The 14,308-nt window shown below is 71.0% G+C and carries 12 protein-coding genes and 1 pseudogene; 5 read left to right on the forward strand and 8 right to left on the reverse strand.

Annotated features, from left to right (window positions below; all coding sequences use genetic code 11):
- Nucleotides 1-13 precede the first annotated feature (13 nt).
- Entirely contained in the window at nt 14-715 is a 702-nt protein-coding gene (deoC, locus tag EDD34_RS15590) for a deoxyribose-phosphate aldolase (RefSeq protein ID WP_123815385.1), read from the forward strand.
- 68 nt (nt 716-783) lie between these two features.
- On the opposite strand, the gene EDD34_RS15595 is transcribed toward deoC, so the two are convergent.
- The 8 genes and pseudogenes from EDD34_RS15595 to EDD34_RS15630 all read right to left on the reverse strand — a co-directional run bounded on the left by EDD34_RS15595 (nt 784) and on the right by EDD34_RS15630 (nt 10,644).
- Nucleotides 784-2,097 (reverse strand): thymidine phosphorylase, encoded by a 1,314-nt coding sequence (locus EDD34_RS15595; protein ID WP_123815386.1) that lies wholly within the window; start codon nt 2,095-2,097, stop codon nt 784-786.
- 95 nt (nt 2,098-2,192) lie between these two features.
- Nucleotides 2,193-2,645 (reverse strand): annotated as a pseudogene (locus EDD34_RS15600) (cytidine deaminase); the annotation flags it as partial.
- A 4-nt stretch (nt 2,646-2,649) separates the two neighbouring features.
- Nucleotides 2,650-3,957 carry an ABC transporter permease gene (locus EDD34_RS15605; protein ID WP_211341607.1) on the reverse strand — a complete coding sequence of 436 codons (1,308 nt, stop codon included), beginning with the start codon at nt 3,955-3,957 and terminating at the stop codon, nt 2,650-2,652.
- The gene (locus EDD34_RS15610; RefSeq protein ID WP_211341608.1) at nt 3,954-5,294 is read right to left on the reverse strand and encodes an ABC transporter permease; all 1,341 of its coding nucleotides are present in this window, start codon (nt 5,292-5,294) and stop codon (nt 3,954-3,956) included. Before EDD34_RS15610 ends, EDD34_RS15605 begins: the two co-directional genes overlap by 4 nt.
- Nucleotides 5,291-6,811 carry an ABC transporter ATP-binding protein gene (locus tag EDD34_RS15615; RefSeq protein WP_123815388.1) on the reverse strand — a complete coding sequence of 507 codons (1,521 nt, stop codon included), beginning with the start codon at nt 6,809-6,811 and terminating at the stop codon, nt 5,291-5,293. The genes EDD34_RS15610 and EDD34_RS15615 overlap by 4 nt, the downstream gene beginning before the upstream one ends.
- Before the next feature lie 100 nt (nt 6,812-6,911).
- Complete coding sequence (locus EDD34_RS15620; RefSeq protein ID WP_123815389.1) at nt 6,912-7,988, reverse strand: BMP family lipoprotein; 1,077 nt, start codon at nt 7,986-7,988, stop codon at nt 6,912-6,914.
- Between the two features lie 167 nt (nt 7,989-8,155).
- A complete protein-coding gene (locus EDD34_RS15625; protein ID WP_123816586.1) occupies nt 8,156-9,301 on the reverse strand; it encodes an amidohydrolase in 1,146 nt (381 codons plus the stop codon).
- Between the two features lie 185 nt (nt 9,302-9,486).
- Nucleotides 9,487-10,644 (reverse strand): mannose-1-phosphate guanylyltransferase, encoded by a 1,158-nt coding sequence (locus EDD34_RS15630; protein ID WP_123815390.1) that lies wholly within the window; start codon nt 10,642-10,644, stop codon nt 9,487-9,489.
- 178 nt (nt 10,645-10,822) lie between these two features.
- Here EDD34_RS15630 and sdhC point away from each other — a divergent pair, with 178 nt between their 5' ends.
- The 4 genes from sdhC to EDD34_RS15650 are packed head-to-tail and all read left to right on the forward strand — an operon-like array spanning nt 10,823 to nt 14,297.
- On the forward strand, nt 10,823-11,203 hold the full coding sequence (gene sdhC / locus EDD34_RS15635; RefSeq protein ID WP_123815391.1) for a succinate dehydrogenase, cytochrome b556 subunit: 381 nt from the start codon (nt 10,823-10,825) through the stop codon (nt 11,201-11,203).
- Nucleotides 11,203-11,688, forward strand: coding sequence for a succinate dehydrogenase hydrophobic membrane anchor subunit (locus EDD34_RS15640; protein ID WP_123815392.1), 486 nt, complete (start codon nt 11,203-11,205; stop codon nt 11,686-11,688). Before sdhC ends, EDD34_RS15640 begins: the two co-directional genes overlap by 1 nt.
- A 9-nt stretch (nt 11,689-11,697) precedes the next feature.
- A complete protein-coding gene (sdhA, locus tag EDD34_RS15645) occupies nt 11,698-13,530 on the forward strand; it encodes a succinate dehydrogenase flavoprotein subunit (protein WP_123815393.1) in 1,833 nt (610 codons plus the stop codon).
- Nucleotides 13,530-14,297: a succinate dehydrogenase iron-sulfur subunit gene (locus tag EDD34_RS15650; RefSeq protein ID WP_123815394.1), complete on the forward strand. Its 768-nt coding sequence runs from the start codon at nt 13,530-13,532 to the stop codon at nt 14,295-14,297. The genes sdhA and EDD34_RS15650 overlap by 1 nt, the downstream gene beginning before the upstream one ends.
- Nucleotides 14,298-14,308: the final 11 nt, after the last annotated feature.

Raw genomic sequence — 14,308 nt, forward strand, 5'->3', positions numbered from 1 at the left:
GAACGGAGCAACGATGACCTTGGACCGTGCGGCGCTCGCCGCCACCGTCGACCACACCCTGCTCAAGCCGGAGGCGGGAGCCGAGGACGTGACCGCCCTCGTCGACGAGGGCGCCCGGCTCGGCGTGTTCTCCGTGTGCGTGTCGCCGACGTTCGTGGCGCACGCGCGCGAGGTCGCGGCGGGGCGGCTGAAGATCGCCACGGTGTGCGGGTTCCCGTCCGGGAAGCACGTCAGCGAGATCAAGGCGGCCGAGGCCGCCCGCGCGGTGTCCGACGGCGCGGACGAGGTCGACATGGTGATCGACGTCGGCGCCGCCCGGGCCGGGCTGTTCGACGACGTGCGGGCCGACATCGCGGCCGTCCGGGCCGCGGTACCCGAGGAGCACGTGCTCAAGGTGATCATCGAGTCCGCCGCGCTGACGGACGACCAGATCGTCGCCGCGTGCCAGGCCGCCGAGGCGGCCGGGGCGGACTTCGTCAAGACGTCCACCGGCTTCCACCCGACGGGTGGCGCCTCCGTGGAGGCGGTGTCGCTCATGGCGAGGACCGTCGGCGGACGGCTCGGCGTCAAGGCGTCCGGTGGCATCCGGGACCTCGGCACGGCCCTCCGGATGGTCGACGCCGGGGCGACGCGGCTCGGCCTGTCGAGCACGGCCGCGGTGCTGGACGGGTACGACGGCGTCACCGCCGCGGCCGCGGACACGAGCACCTACTGACGACGCGGCGGCCCCCGCCGACCGGCGGGGGCCGCCGCGAGCGAGGGCTCGGACATCCGAGCCTGAGGTCAGGCGATCCGGTCGAGGATCAGCTTCCCCGGGCCGGCCGCGGCGCCCGCCCCGGCGGCGCCCTCCGGAGCCACCTCCCACGCGCCCTCGAGGGCCTGCCGGGCGCGTGCGAAACGCTCGGGGGTGTCGGTGTGGAGCGTCAGCAGCGGCTGCCCGGCGGTGACCCGGTCGCCCGGCTTCGCGTGGAGCCGGACGCCCGCGGCGGCCTGCACCGGGTCCTCCTTGCGGGCACGGCCCGCGCCGAGCCGCCAGGCGGCGACCCCGACGGCGTAGGCGTCGAGGCGCGTGAGCACGCCGTCCTCCCCCGCCAGGACCGTCTCCGACTCCTTCGCGGCGGCGAGCTTCGCGTCCGGGTCACCGCCCTGCGCCGCGATCATGCGCCGCCAGGTGTCCATGGCGCGGCCGTCGGCGAGCGCCGCCCGCACCTCGTCCTCGCCGAGCGGTCTCCCGGCTCCCGCCAGCATCTCGACGGCGAGAGCCACGGTCAGCTCGACCACATCGGCCGGCCCGCCGCCGGCGAGCACCTCCACCGACTCGGTCACCTCCAGCGCGTTGCCGGCGGTCAGCCCGAGCGGCACGGACATGTCCGTCAGCAGGGCCACGGTGCGCACGCCGGCGTCGGTGCCCAGGTCCACCATGGTCCGGGCGAGCTCGCGCGCCTGCGGGAGGGACTTCATGAACGCGCCCGAACCCACCTTGACGTCCAGCACGAGCGCGCCGGTGCCCTCCGCGATCTTCTTCGACATGATGGAGCTCGCGATGAGCGGGATGGACTCCACGGTCGCGGTGACGTCGCGCAGCGCGTAGAGCTTGCGGTCAGCGGGCGCCAACCCCGACCCGGCCGCGCAGATCACCGCGCCGACGTCCTCCAGCTGGGCGACGGTCTCGTCGTTCGAGAGCGCGGCCCGCCAGCCGGGGATCGACTCGAGCTTGTCCAGCGTGCCGCCCGTGTGCCCCAGCCCGCGGCCCGACAGCTGCGGCACCGCCACGCCGAACGTCGCGACCAGCGGCGCGAGCGGCAGGGTGATCTTGTCCCCCACGCCCCCCGTGGAGTGCTTGTCGGCGGTGGGCCGCGACAGGCCGGAGAAGTCGAGCCGCTCGCCGGAGGCGATCATCGCGCCGGTCCAGTGCGCGACCTCCACGCGCGACATCCCGTTCAGGAAGATCGCCATGGCCAGCGCGGACATCTGGTAGTCGGTGACGACGCCGCGGGTGTAGGCGTCGACGACCCAGTCGATCTGCGGCCCGGACAGCGTGAGCCCGTCCCGCTTGGCGCGGATCACGTCCACGGCGTCGAAGTGCTCGGTCGTCATGACGGTTCCTCTCCGTGGGCCTCCGCGCGGGTCTCCCGCGTGCCCTGCGTTCCCGCGGCCGGGCCGTCGTCGACCGGCCGTCCGTCCCTCACCCGTGCCAGGTTCTCGGGTCCGAATGCCTGCGGCAGCACCTGATCCATGGTCAGCACCCCGTGCGGGGTGTCGACCAGGAGCTCCGCACCGCCGTGCTCCCACAGGAGCTGACGGCAGCGCCCGCACGCCATGATGACCCTGCCGTCGGCATCGGTACAGGTGAAGGCCGCGAGCCGGCCCCCGCCGGACATGATCAGGGCACTCACGAGCGAGCACTCGGCGCACAGCGTGACGCCGTACGCGGCGTTCTCCACATTGGCTCCGGTCAGCACCCGCCCGTCGTCGGCCACGGCGGCCGCCCCGACCGGGAACCCGGAGTACGGCGCGTACGCGAACCGCAGTGCGCCGCGCGCCGCGGCCCGCAAGGCCTCCCAGTCGGGAGGCGCGGCGGAGGCCGGGGTGCCCGCGGCACCGGAGACGTTCCTCCCGGCCGCGCCGTCGTCGGTGGTGCTCATCCGGTCAACCCTTCAGGTACGGCTGGCCGTTCGCGGCCGGCGGCCGGGAACGGCCCACGAGCCCGGCGACCGCGAACAGCGTCACCACGTACGGCACCATGAGCATGAACTGGCTCGGCACCGGCGACCCCACCACGCTCAGCACGTTCTGCAGGTTCGAGGCGAACCCGAACAGCAGGCCCGCCATCGCCGCCCGCACCGGGTCCCACTTCCCGAAGATCATCGCCGCCAGGGCGATGAAGCCCGCGCCGGCCGTCATGTTCAGGCCGAACTGGTCGACCGCGACGGTCGTGTAGAACGCGCCGCCGAGTCCCGCGCACGCGCCCCCGATGAGCAGCGCCAGGTAGCGGGTGCGCTCGACGTTGACGCCCACGGTGTCGGCGGCCTTCGGGTGCTCGCCCACGGCGCGCAGCCGCAGTCCCCAGCGGGTGCGGTACATCGCGAACCACACCCCGGCGACCACGAAGTACATCAGGTAGATCAGCGGGGCCTGGTCGAACAGCACCGGACCGATCACGGGGATGTCGTTGAGCAGCGGGATGGTCCACGAGCCGAACCGCGGAGCGCTGTTCAGCGTCGCCGCGTTCGGGACCAGCACCTGCGAGTAGAAGAACGACGTCAGCCCGAGCACCAGCACGTTCAGCACCACGCCGACGATGATCTGGTTCACCCGGTGCGTGACGGTGAACAGCGCGAGCACCAGCGCCACGAGCATGCCGGCCAGCACGGCGGCGAACACGCCGGCGGCCGGCGAGCCCGTGACCGAGCCGGCGACCGCCCCGGTGAAGGCCGCGGCGAGCATCTGCCCCTCGATCGCGATGTTGATGACACCGGACCGCTCGCCGATCACGCCGCTCAGCGAGCCGTAGACGAGCGGCACCGCCCCCAGCAGCGACCCGGACAGCAGGCTCACGATCGACAGGGTGCCGGAGCTGCCCGCACCGGCCCAGGCGAGGAACCCGGTGAGGGAGAGGGCGCCGAACGCGGCGATCGCCCAGATCGACGTCCTGCGGTTCGCCAGCGTGCGGACCACGGAGTACGCGGCGATCAGCGCCATGGCCACCAGGCAACCCCAGGCCAGCGGCATCGCCGGGATCTCCAGCAGCGGGATCTGCACGGCGTCGGCCCCGCGCGACAGGGCGAACTTCGTCACGCCGTCCCGGGGGACGGCGACGAGCAGCAGGGCGAAGAGGGCACCGACGATGATCAGGCCGCTCGCGGCCTTCCACCCCACCTGCACCTTGTGGCGCTTCTCGGTGCCGTCCGACGACGGCGTCCCCGGCGTGCCCGGGGCCTCGACTGCGGCGCTCACGCTGCCGCCTCCTTCCTGGCCTTCCGGGCCTGACGCGGGGTACGGCGACGTTCCGGATCCGGCAACCGGAAGATCGCGCGGACCAGCGGCGGCGCCGCGATGAACAGCACGATCAGGGACTGCACGACGAGCACGATGTCGTTCGGCACGCCCTCGGACGCCTGCATCGCCGTACCGCCCGCCTTGAACGCCCCGAACAGGATCCCGGCGGCCAGGACGCCCCACGGGTTGGAGCCGCCCAGCAACGCGACCGTGATCGCGTCGAAGCCGATGCCCGCGTCGATGTCCCCGCCGAACCCGGTGGTGACCTGGCCCAGCACCTGCGACGCGCCGGCGATGCCGACCAGGCCGCCGGCCACGAGCATGACCTTCACCGTGGTCCAGGGGACGTCGATGCCGGCGACACGCGCGGCGCGCGGGTTCTCGCCCACCGCGCGGAACGCGAAGCCCTGCGAGGACCGGTTCAGCAGCCACCAGACGAAGACCACGGCGCCGAGCGCCAGGAGGAAGCCCCAGTGCAGGTTGTACCGTTCCCCGAGCAGCCCGGGAAGCTGTGCCGACTCCGGTGTGGGCGGTGTCTTCGGGTTGTTCGACCCGGGGGCCTGCAGCAGGCCGGGGGTCGCCAGGAAGTAGGCCACGAGGTAGAAGGCGATCCAGTTGAGCATGATCGTGACGATCACCTCGTGCGCACCGGTGCGGGCCTTGAGCAGGCCCGCGATCCCGGCCCACACGGCGCCTCCGGCGATCCCCGCGGCGACCGCGAGCAGCGCGTGCACACCGAACGGGAGGCCCGTCACGCCGAAGGCCACCCAGCCCGCGGCGGCGGCGGCGATGAGCATCTGCCCCTGGCCACCGATGTTGAGCAGGCCCGCGCGGAACGCCAGCGCCACGCCGAGCCCCGCCGCGATGAGTGGCGTCGCGTAGTTGAACGTCTCGGTGAGCGGCCGGATCTGCGCCGCGAAACCGTCGGCGCGCGGGTTGAACACCGCACCGCGGAACAGGGCGGAGTAGGCGCCGCCGATGGCGTCACCGAGCGCGACGAACATGTCGGCGGGACGCGCGAAGAAGTAGCCCGCGGCCGCGGTCACGCGCTCGTCGGTGAACGCGATCATCACCGACCCGACGAGCACGGCCAGCAGGATGGCTCCGGCGGCGACCGTCCACGGGTGGCTCATCGTCTGCTGCAGCGCGTGCGCCAGGCGGTCCGCGGTGTCCTCGCCCGCGTCCGGTCCGGCGGGAGCGCCGGACTCGCGGGCCACCTCCTGCTCCAGCTCCTCGGCGAGTCCGGGCTCCTCCTCGGGCCCTGGCTCCGGGTTGAGGTCGTTCTGGTGGCTCACGCGGCCTCTCCTCCGTGCTCGACCGGCGGGATCCCCGCCATCATCAGTCCGAGGGTGTCGCGCGGCGTCGTCGCCGGTACGATCCCCACCACTCGTCCGCGGTACATGACCATGATCCGGTCGGCCAGCGCGGTCGCCTCGTCGAGCTCGGTCGAGACGACGACCACCGGCACACCGGCGTCGCGCGTGGCCACGATCTGCTTGTGGATGAACTCGATCGAGCCGACGTCGACGCCGCGCGTCGGCTGGGCCGCCACGAACAGGCGCAGGTCACGCTTCAGCTCGCGAGCGAGCACCACCTTCTGCTGGTTGCCGCCGGACAGCCGCCCCACCGGGGTGTCGATCCCCAGTGTGCGCACGTCGTACTCGGCCACGGCGGCGCGCGCGAAGTCGTCGCGGTAGGCCAGCTGCAGCGAGCCCGACCGCACGAACGGGGGGCCGTCGGAGCGGTCGAGCATGAGGTTCTCGGCGATGGTGAACTCGCCCACCAGGCCGTCGTAGGTGCGGTCCTCCGGCACGAAGCCGACGCCACGGTCCAGCACCTGGCGCACACTCAGGCCCGTGAGCTCCTGACCGTCGAGCGTGACGCTCCCGGACACGTCCCCCTGCAGGCCGAGCAGCGCCTCGGTGAGCTCGGTCTGGCCGTTGCCCTGCACGCCCGCGACGACGAGCACCTCGCCACCACGCACGTCGAACGACACGTCGTCGACCACGACGGTCCCGACCTCGTCCACGACCTGCAGGTTGCTGACCCGCAACATGCCCTCGGAGTAGCGCGGCTCGTCCTTGTGCACGGTCAGCTCGACGGCACGGCCCACCATGAGCGAGGCGAGCTCGGCGTCCGACGCCGTGGGGCGCGCCTCGCCGACCACCTTGCCGTGCCGCACCACGGTGATGCGGTCCGCCACCTCGCGGACCTCGCGCAGCTTGTGGGTGATGAACACGATCGCGGACCCGGCGTCGCGCAGCTGGCGCATGATCGCCATCAGCTCGTCGGTCTCCTGGGGCGTGAGCACCGCCGTGGGCTCGTCGAAGACCAGGACGTCGGCGTTGCGCGAGAGCGCCTTGATGATCTCGACGCGCTGCTGCACGCCCACGGGCAGGTCCTCGATCAGGGCATCCGGGTCGACGTGGAAGCCGAAGCGCTCGGAGATCTCCCGCACCTGTGCCCGCGCGGACTCCACGTCGAGCACTCCGCCCCGGCCCGGCTCGTGGCCGAGCATCACGTTCTCGGCCACGCTGAACACCGGCACCAGCATGAAGTGCTGGTGCACCATGCCGATGCCCGCCGCCATCGCGTCGCCCGGACCGGAGAAGTGCTGGACCTCGCCGTCCAGCAGGATGTCGCCCTCGTCGGCCTCGTACAGCCCGTACAGCACGTTCATCAGGGTCGACTTGCCGGCGCCGTTCTCGCCGAGCAGGCAGTGGATCTCGCCCGGTTCGACCGTCAGATCGATGTGGTCGTTCGCGACCAGCGCCCCGAAGCGCTTCGTGATACCCCGCAGCTCCAGCCGCATGTTCTTCCTCTCCGCAGCACTACGCCGCTGCCGATGCCGTCCCATTGACGCACTCCGGGGCCGCGAGCGGCAAACGCGCGCGGCCCCGGAGCGACGAAGGTCAGTCGGCCAGGTAGGAGTCCACCTCGACCTCGCCGCCGATGATCGACTCCCGCAGCGAGTCGACCTCGGCCATCAGCGTCGGGTCGACCGTGTCCTCGAAGTTGTGCAGCGGGGCGAGGCCCACTCCCTCGTTCTCGAGCGTGCCGATGTACGGCGTCGGGTCGAACGAGCCGTCCGCCGACTGCTGCACGGCCTGCGACGTCGAGACGTCCATGCCCTTGAGGATGGAGGTCAGCACGAGGTCCTGGGTGGACGGGTCGGTCTCGTACAGGTCGGCGTCCACGCCGATCAGCGCGATGTCCTTGCCCGAGTCCTGGATCGCGTTGATCGCGGACTGGTAGATGGGGCCGCCGACCGGCAGGAGCACGTCGACGCCCTGGTCGATGACGTTCGTCGCCGTGTTCTTGGCGGTGGCGTCGGCGGTGAAGCCGCCCGTGAACGACCCGGTCTCGCCGTCCCAGCCGACGACCTCGACCTCGGCGTCCTTGACCTCGTTGTAGTGGTCGACGCCCTGCTTGAAGCCGTCCATGAAGATCGTCACGGTCGGGAACTCCATGCCGCCGAACGTGCCCACCTTGCCGGCCTCGGAGTAGCCCGCCGACAGGTAGCCCGCGAGGAATGCCGCCTCGGCGGTGTTGTACAGCAGCGGCTTGATGTTCTCCGCGTCCGTCTCCCCGTCGCCGTCGGCGTCCGCCGGGTCGTCGATGAGGATGTAGTCGACGTCCGGGTTCGCGGTGGCGGACTCGATCGTGGCGGCCGACAGCGCGAAGCCGACGGTCACGATGGCGTCGCAGCCCTCGTCGACGAGCGACTGCACGTTGCCCTGGTACTCGCTCTCGGAGTTGGACTCGACCTGCCGGGTGTCCGCACCGATCGCGGTGGCGGCGGCCTGCATGCCCTCGAAGCTGAGCTGGTTGAAGCTCTTGTCGTCGAAGCCGCCCTCGTCGGAGACGATGCACGGCAGGAAGTCGCTGGCGGCCTCGTTGCCGCCGGACTCCTCGGGGGCGGCCCCGCAAGCCGAGAGTGCGAGTGCCGCAGCACCGGTCAGCGCGGTGAGCGCTACAGCCTTCTTCACCTGTTGCTCCTCGATGGGTTCATTCAGGGCCTCGGTCAGGCCCAGCAATGCCTCGAGATTATCCAGCAGTTGAGACGATCCGCGTATCGAGTCGGTTACGACGACAAGTCGTTACCGAAGCGTCACCGAGTCCAGGTGTTTCGTGTGCAACCCGTCACCTCGCGGCGTCACCGGGCCGCGTACTGCGCGAGCATCCGGACGCCGACGCCGATCGCGCGCTCGTCCACGATCAGGTCGCCCTGGTGGATGTCGTACGACCGCCCGCCGGGGGTTCGCGTGCCGAGCCGCGCCATCGTGCCGCGCACCTTCGTGAGGTACCAGCCGAAGTCCTCGCCGCCCATCGACTGCTCGGTCAGGACGACGGCGTCCGGGCCGGCCGTCTCCCGGATCGCCGCCTCCAGGGCGGTGGTCTCCGTCGCGTCGTTGTCGACGGGCGGAACACCGCGCGTGTGGTGCACGGTGACCTCGACGTCGTACGGCTTGACGACCTGCTCGACGACGTCCCGCACCAGGTCGCCGGCGTTCTGCCAGGCGGCCACGTCGAGGCAGCGCAGCGTGCCCTTGACCGTGCCGGTGGACGGGATGACGTTGGGCATGCTCCCGGCCTGCACGGTGCCCCACGTGAGGTTGACGCCCGACCGGGGGTCGAGCCGCCGCCCCAGCGCCGCCGACACCTGCGTGATGACCTGCCCGAGCGCGAACACGACATCGCCGGTCAGGTGCGGGCGCGAGGTGTGCCCGCCCGGCGACGACACGGTCACCGAGACGGCGTCGGCCGCGGACGTGATGGAGCCGATCCGGGTGCCGACGGTGCCGACGTCGATCTTGGGGTCGCAGTGCACGGCGGCGATGCGCTCCACCCCGTCGAGCTCCGGCGTGCCGAGGATGTCCAGCGCCCCGCCGGGCATGACCTCCTCGGCGGGCTGGAAGAAGAGCCGCACGCCGCGGGTCAGCAGCCCCTCGGAGGCGAGCCGGGCGAGCACGAGGCCCGCGCCCAGGACGGCGGTGGTGTGCACGTCGTGACCGCACGCGTGCGCGACGCCCGGAGCCGTGGAGGCGAACTCGACGCCGCTGGTGTCCTGCAGCGGCAGCGCGTCGAGGTCGGCTCGCAGGCCCGTGCGGGCACCCTCGCCGGGACCGATGTCGCACACCAGCCCGGTGCCGTCCAGCAGGCGCGGGCTGAGGCCCGCGGCGCGCAGGCGCTCCGCCACGACCGCCGTCGTGCGGGACTCCCGGCGCGAGAGCTCCGGGTGGGCGTGCACGTCCCGCCGGAACGCGACGAGCTCGTCGTCCAGCTCGTCCGCGAGCTCCATCACGCGCTGCGCCAGGACGGGGCCCGACGCTCGGGGCGGGGCGGTCGAAACGATCTGATCCAGCTCTGCGACGCTCACGGCGGGTTGGGTCGATGTCACCCGACCCACTGTAACGGCGGTCACACCCTCCCGCGCTCGCGTGTCCCACGATCTGGGACCGACATATGGACCAAGCGGGTCACCTGCTACAGGAGGCCGTCCAGATCGCGCGCACGGACGCCGTCGACCACCTGCTTGACCTGCTGGGCGCGAGCGCGGGTCGTGACCAGCAGGGCGTCGGGGGTGTCGACCACGACGACGTCGTCCAGGCCCAGCACGCTCACCAGGCGGCCGCTCGCCGGGACGACCACCGACCCGGCGCTGTCGATCCGGAGCACGTCCCCCGTGTCGCCGAGCACCTTGGAGCCCTCGTCGTCGTCCGACGGCAGGAGCGCGGCGAGCGAGTTGAAGTCGCCGACGTCGTCCCAGCCGAACGTCCCGGGGACGACGGCGACGCCGCCGGCGTCCGCCACCGGCTCCGCCACGGCGTGGTCGATGGCGATCTTCTCCAGGCCGGGCCAGACGTCCTCGAGCACGCGGTCACGGTCGCCGGAGTCCCAGGCCTTCGCGATGGCGCGCAGGCCGTCGTGCAGTTCGGGGCGCTGCTCGGCGAGGTGGCCCAGCAGCACCGACGTGCGGACGATGAACATCCCCGCGTTCCACCGGTACTCGCCCGACGTGATGTACTCGCGGGCGGTCGCGGCGTCCGGCTTCTCGGTGAAGCCGCGCACGTGCTGCGCGCTGGGAGCGCCGTCGACGCCGAGGGTGCCGTCGGAGCGGATGTAGCCGAACGCGACCGACGGCCGCGAGGCGGCGATACCGATGGTGGTGACGTAGCCGGCCCTCGCGGCGGCGACGGCCTCGCGCACCGCGCCCTCGAAGGCGGGCTGCCCCGAGATGACGTGGTCCGCGGCGAAGGACCCGATCACGACGTCGCCGTGACGCTCCGTCAGGACGGCGGCGGCGAGGCCGATAGCCGCCATCGAGTCGCGCGGCGAGGGCTCGGCCAGCACGTTCTCCGCGCCCAGGCCGGGCAGCTGCGCCCGGCAGGCGGCCACGTGGTGCGTGCCGGTGACGAGCACGATCCCGTCCGCGCCGGTCAGCGGGCTCAGTCGGTCGACGGTGGCCTGCAGGAGCGTGCGCCCCGAGCCCGTCAGATCGTGCAGGAACTTCGGGGCCTTCCTGCGGGACAGGGGCCAGAGCCGGGTTCCCGCCCCACCCGCGGGAATCACGGCGTGGAATCCTTCGATAGGTCCGGCGGCGGTCTCGGATGCGGCACTGCTGGCGCCCGCGGGATTGCTCATGGGAAGCAGCATAGTGACGTGGGTTCGGCAGGCGACATCTCCTCTGTGCAATGAATCACAAAACGACCATCTCACGTGGCGGAATCGCATCCCCCGGACGGTTGACACGACCGGGTGTCACTACAGTGGGACGCGCCTGCCTCATACGTTCACCGGAAAGCCATAGGAGGCTCCCGAAGTGCCCACCGCACAAGGCGGCACGCTCTATCGCGGCCGCGAAGGCATGTGGTCCTGGGTCGCGCACCGCGTGACCGGGTTCGCGATCTTCTTCTTCCTGCTCGTCCACGTCACGGACACAGCGCTGGTACGCGTGTCGCCCGAGGCCTACAACGCGGTGATCGGCACCTACCAGACGCCGATCATGGGAATCGGCGAGGTGGGCCTCGTGGCCGCGATCGTCTTCCACGCGTTCAACGGCATCCGGATCATCCTCGTGGACTTCCTCGCCAACGGGCCCCGTTACCAGAAGGTCATGCTCTGGGTCGTGCTCGGTCTCTCCGTCGTGACGATGGCGGGCTTCCTGCCGCGGCACCTGATGAACGTCTTCGGAGGCCACTGATGACCGGCGCGACACACGGAACCCCGGCGGTGGCCGAGCACGTGGGCACGCTCGACGCGCCCCGCTCCCCCTACGTGCGCAAGAAGACGACGCGCGGCAACTACGAGCTGTACTCCTGGGTGTTCATGCGGGCGTCCGGCGTGGTGCTCGTGGTGCTGGTGTTCGGGCACCTCTTCGTGAACCTCATGGTCGGCGAGGGCGTGAAGGCGATCGACTTCGCGTTCGTCGGCGGCAAGTGGTCGAGCCCGTTCTGGCAGATCTGGGACCTGCTGATGCTCTGGCTCGCGATGATCCACGGCACGAACGGCCTGCGCACGATCATCAACGACTACGCGGAGCGCGACGTGACGCGCGGTGTCCTCAAGGGGCTGCTGTACCTGGCCTTCACGATCGTGGTGGTGCTCGGCACGCTCGTCATCTTCACGTTCGAACCGTGCCCGGTCGGCGCGGACCCCGAGCTGCTCGCTTCGTTCTGCACCGCCTAGGAGAGAGTCTTGATCACCCACCAGTACGACGTCGTGATCGTCGGTGCGGGCGGCGCGGGCATGCGCGCCGCACTCGAGTCCTCCAAGGAGACTCGTACCGCGGTCATCTCCAAGCTGTACCCCACCCGCTCCCACACCGGCGCCGCCCAGGGCGGCATGTGCGCCTCGCTCGCCAACGTCGAGGAGGACAACTGGGAGTGGCACACGTTCGACACCATCAAGGGTGGCGACTACCTCGTCGACCAGGACGCCGCCGAGATCATGGCCAAGGAGGCCATCGACGCGGTCTTCGACCTGGAGCGCATGGGCCTGCCGTTCAACCGCACGCCCGAGGGCAAGATCGACCAGCGCCGGTTCGGCGGGCACACCCGCAACCACGGTGAGGCCGCGGTGCGCCGGGCCTGCTACGCCGCGGACCGCACGGGCCACATGATCCTGCAGACGCTGTACCAGAACTGCGTCAAGCAGGACGTCGAGTTCTTCAACGAGTTCTACGTGCTCGACCTCATCACCGACCGCGACCTCGCCACCGAGGACGTCGAGGAGGGCGCCGAGGTCAACGCGACCGGCGTCGTCGCCTACGACCTCGCGACGGGCGAGATCCACGTCTTCCAGGCCAAGGCCATCGTGTTCGCCACGGGCGGCGCCGGGAAGATCTTCAAGACGACGTCGAACGCGCACACCCTGACCGGCGACGGCATGGCGCTCGCCTACCGCCGCGGCCTGCCGCTGGAGGACATGGAGTTCTTCCAGTTCCACCCGACAGGGCTGGCCGGGCTCGGCATCCTCCTGTCGGAGGCGGCCCGCGGCGAGGGCGGCATCCTGCGCAACGCCGACGGCGAGCGGTTCATGGAGCGATACGCCCCGACGATCAAGGACCTGGCGCCGCGCGACATCGTCGCCCGGTCGATGGCCAACGAGGTCCGCGAGGGCCGCGGGGCGGGCCCGAACAAGGACTACGTCCTGCTCGACCTCACGCACCTGGAGCCCGCGCACATCGACGCGAAGCTGCCGGACATCACGGAGTTCGCGCGCACCTACCTCGGCATCGAGCCGTACACCGAGCCGGTACCGGTCTACCCGACGGCGCACTACGCGATGGGCGGCGTGCCGACCAACGTGGCCGGCGAGGTGCTGCGCAACGGGCACGACGTCGTCAAGGGCCTGTACGCGGCCGGCGAGGTCGCCTGCGTCTCGGTGCACGGCTCGAACCGTCTCGGCACCAACTCGCTGCTCGACATCAACGTGTTCGGCAAGCGGTCCGGGCGCTCCGCGGCGGCGTACGCGAAGACGGCGTCGTTCATCGACCTGCCGGAGAACCCGGCCGTCGCGGTCGAGGCGCAGCTCACCGAGCTGCGCGAACGGCCCGAGGGTGAGCGCATCGCGGACATCCGCCGCGCGCTGCAGGAGACGATGGACGCGAACGCCCAGGTGTTCCGCACCGGGGAGTCGCTCAACCAGGCGCTGTCCGACATCCGCGAACTGCGCAAGCGTTACCAGAACGCTTCCGTGCAGGACAAGGGCAAGATGTTCAACACGGACCTCCTGGAGGCCGTCGAGCTGGGCTTCCTGCTCGACATCGCGGAGGTCACCGTGGTCGGCGCGCTGAACCGGAAGGAGTCGCGCGGCGGGCACTACCGCGAGGACTTCCCGGACCGCGACGACGCGAACTACATGCAGCACACGATGGCGTACCGGCGGCCCACCGCCGCGGCCGACGAGGCCGAGGGGCACATCGCGGGCTACTTCGATCACGTCGAGGAGTTCGACGGCTACAAGGTGGTGCTGGGCTCCAAGACGGTGACCCAGACCCGGTACGAGCCGATGGAACGGAAGTACTGATGACTGCTGTGATGGAGAAGGCCGACGCGAGCGCGAAGGCGGGCGAGATCCCGAGCTTCGACGTGACGATCAGGGTCCGCCGGTTCAACCCGGAGGGCGACGCCGCCGGTGAGTCGCACTGGGACGAGTTCCAGATCACCGCGTACGGCACGGACCGCGTGCTGGACGCGCTGCACAAGATCAAGTGGGAGCACGACGGCTCGCTGACGTTCCGCCGGTCGTGCGCGCACGGCGTGTGCGGGTCGGACGCGATGCGGATCAACGGCCGCAACCGCCTCGCGTGCAAGACGCTGCTCAAGGACGTCAACCCGTCCAAGCCCATCACCGTGGAGCCCATCAAGGGCCTGCCCGTGGTGAAGGACCTGGTCGTGGACATGGAGCCGTTCTTCGCGTCGTACCGGGAGATCATGCCGTTCCTCATCACGAACGGGAACGAGCCCACCAGGGAGCGCATCCAGTCCGCCGAGCAGCGCGAGCGGTTCGACGACACGACGAAGTGCATCCTGTGCGCCGCCTGCACGTCGAGCTGCCCGGTGTTCTGGACCGACGGCCAGTACTTCGGCCCGGCGGCGATCGTGAACGCGCACCGGTTCATCTTCGACAGCCGTGACGAGGGTGGGCAGCAGCGCCTGGAGATCCTCAACGACAAGGAGGGCGTGTGGCGCTGCCGCACCACCTTCAACTGCACGGAGGCGTGCCCGCGAGGCATCGAGGTCACGAAGGCGATCCAGGAGGTCAAGCGGGCGATGATCACCCGCGCCTTCTGAGCGGGTGAGAT

This window comes from Myceligenerans xiligouense, from assembly GCF_003814695.1.
GTDB classification, from domain to species: domain Bacteria; phylum Actinomycetota; class Actinomycetes; order Actinomycetales; family Cellulomonadaceae; genus Myceligenerans; species Myceligenerans xiligouense.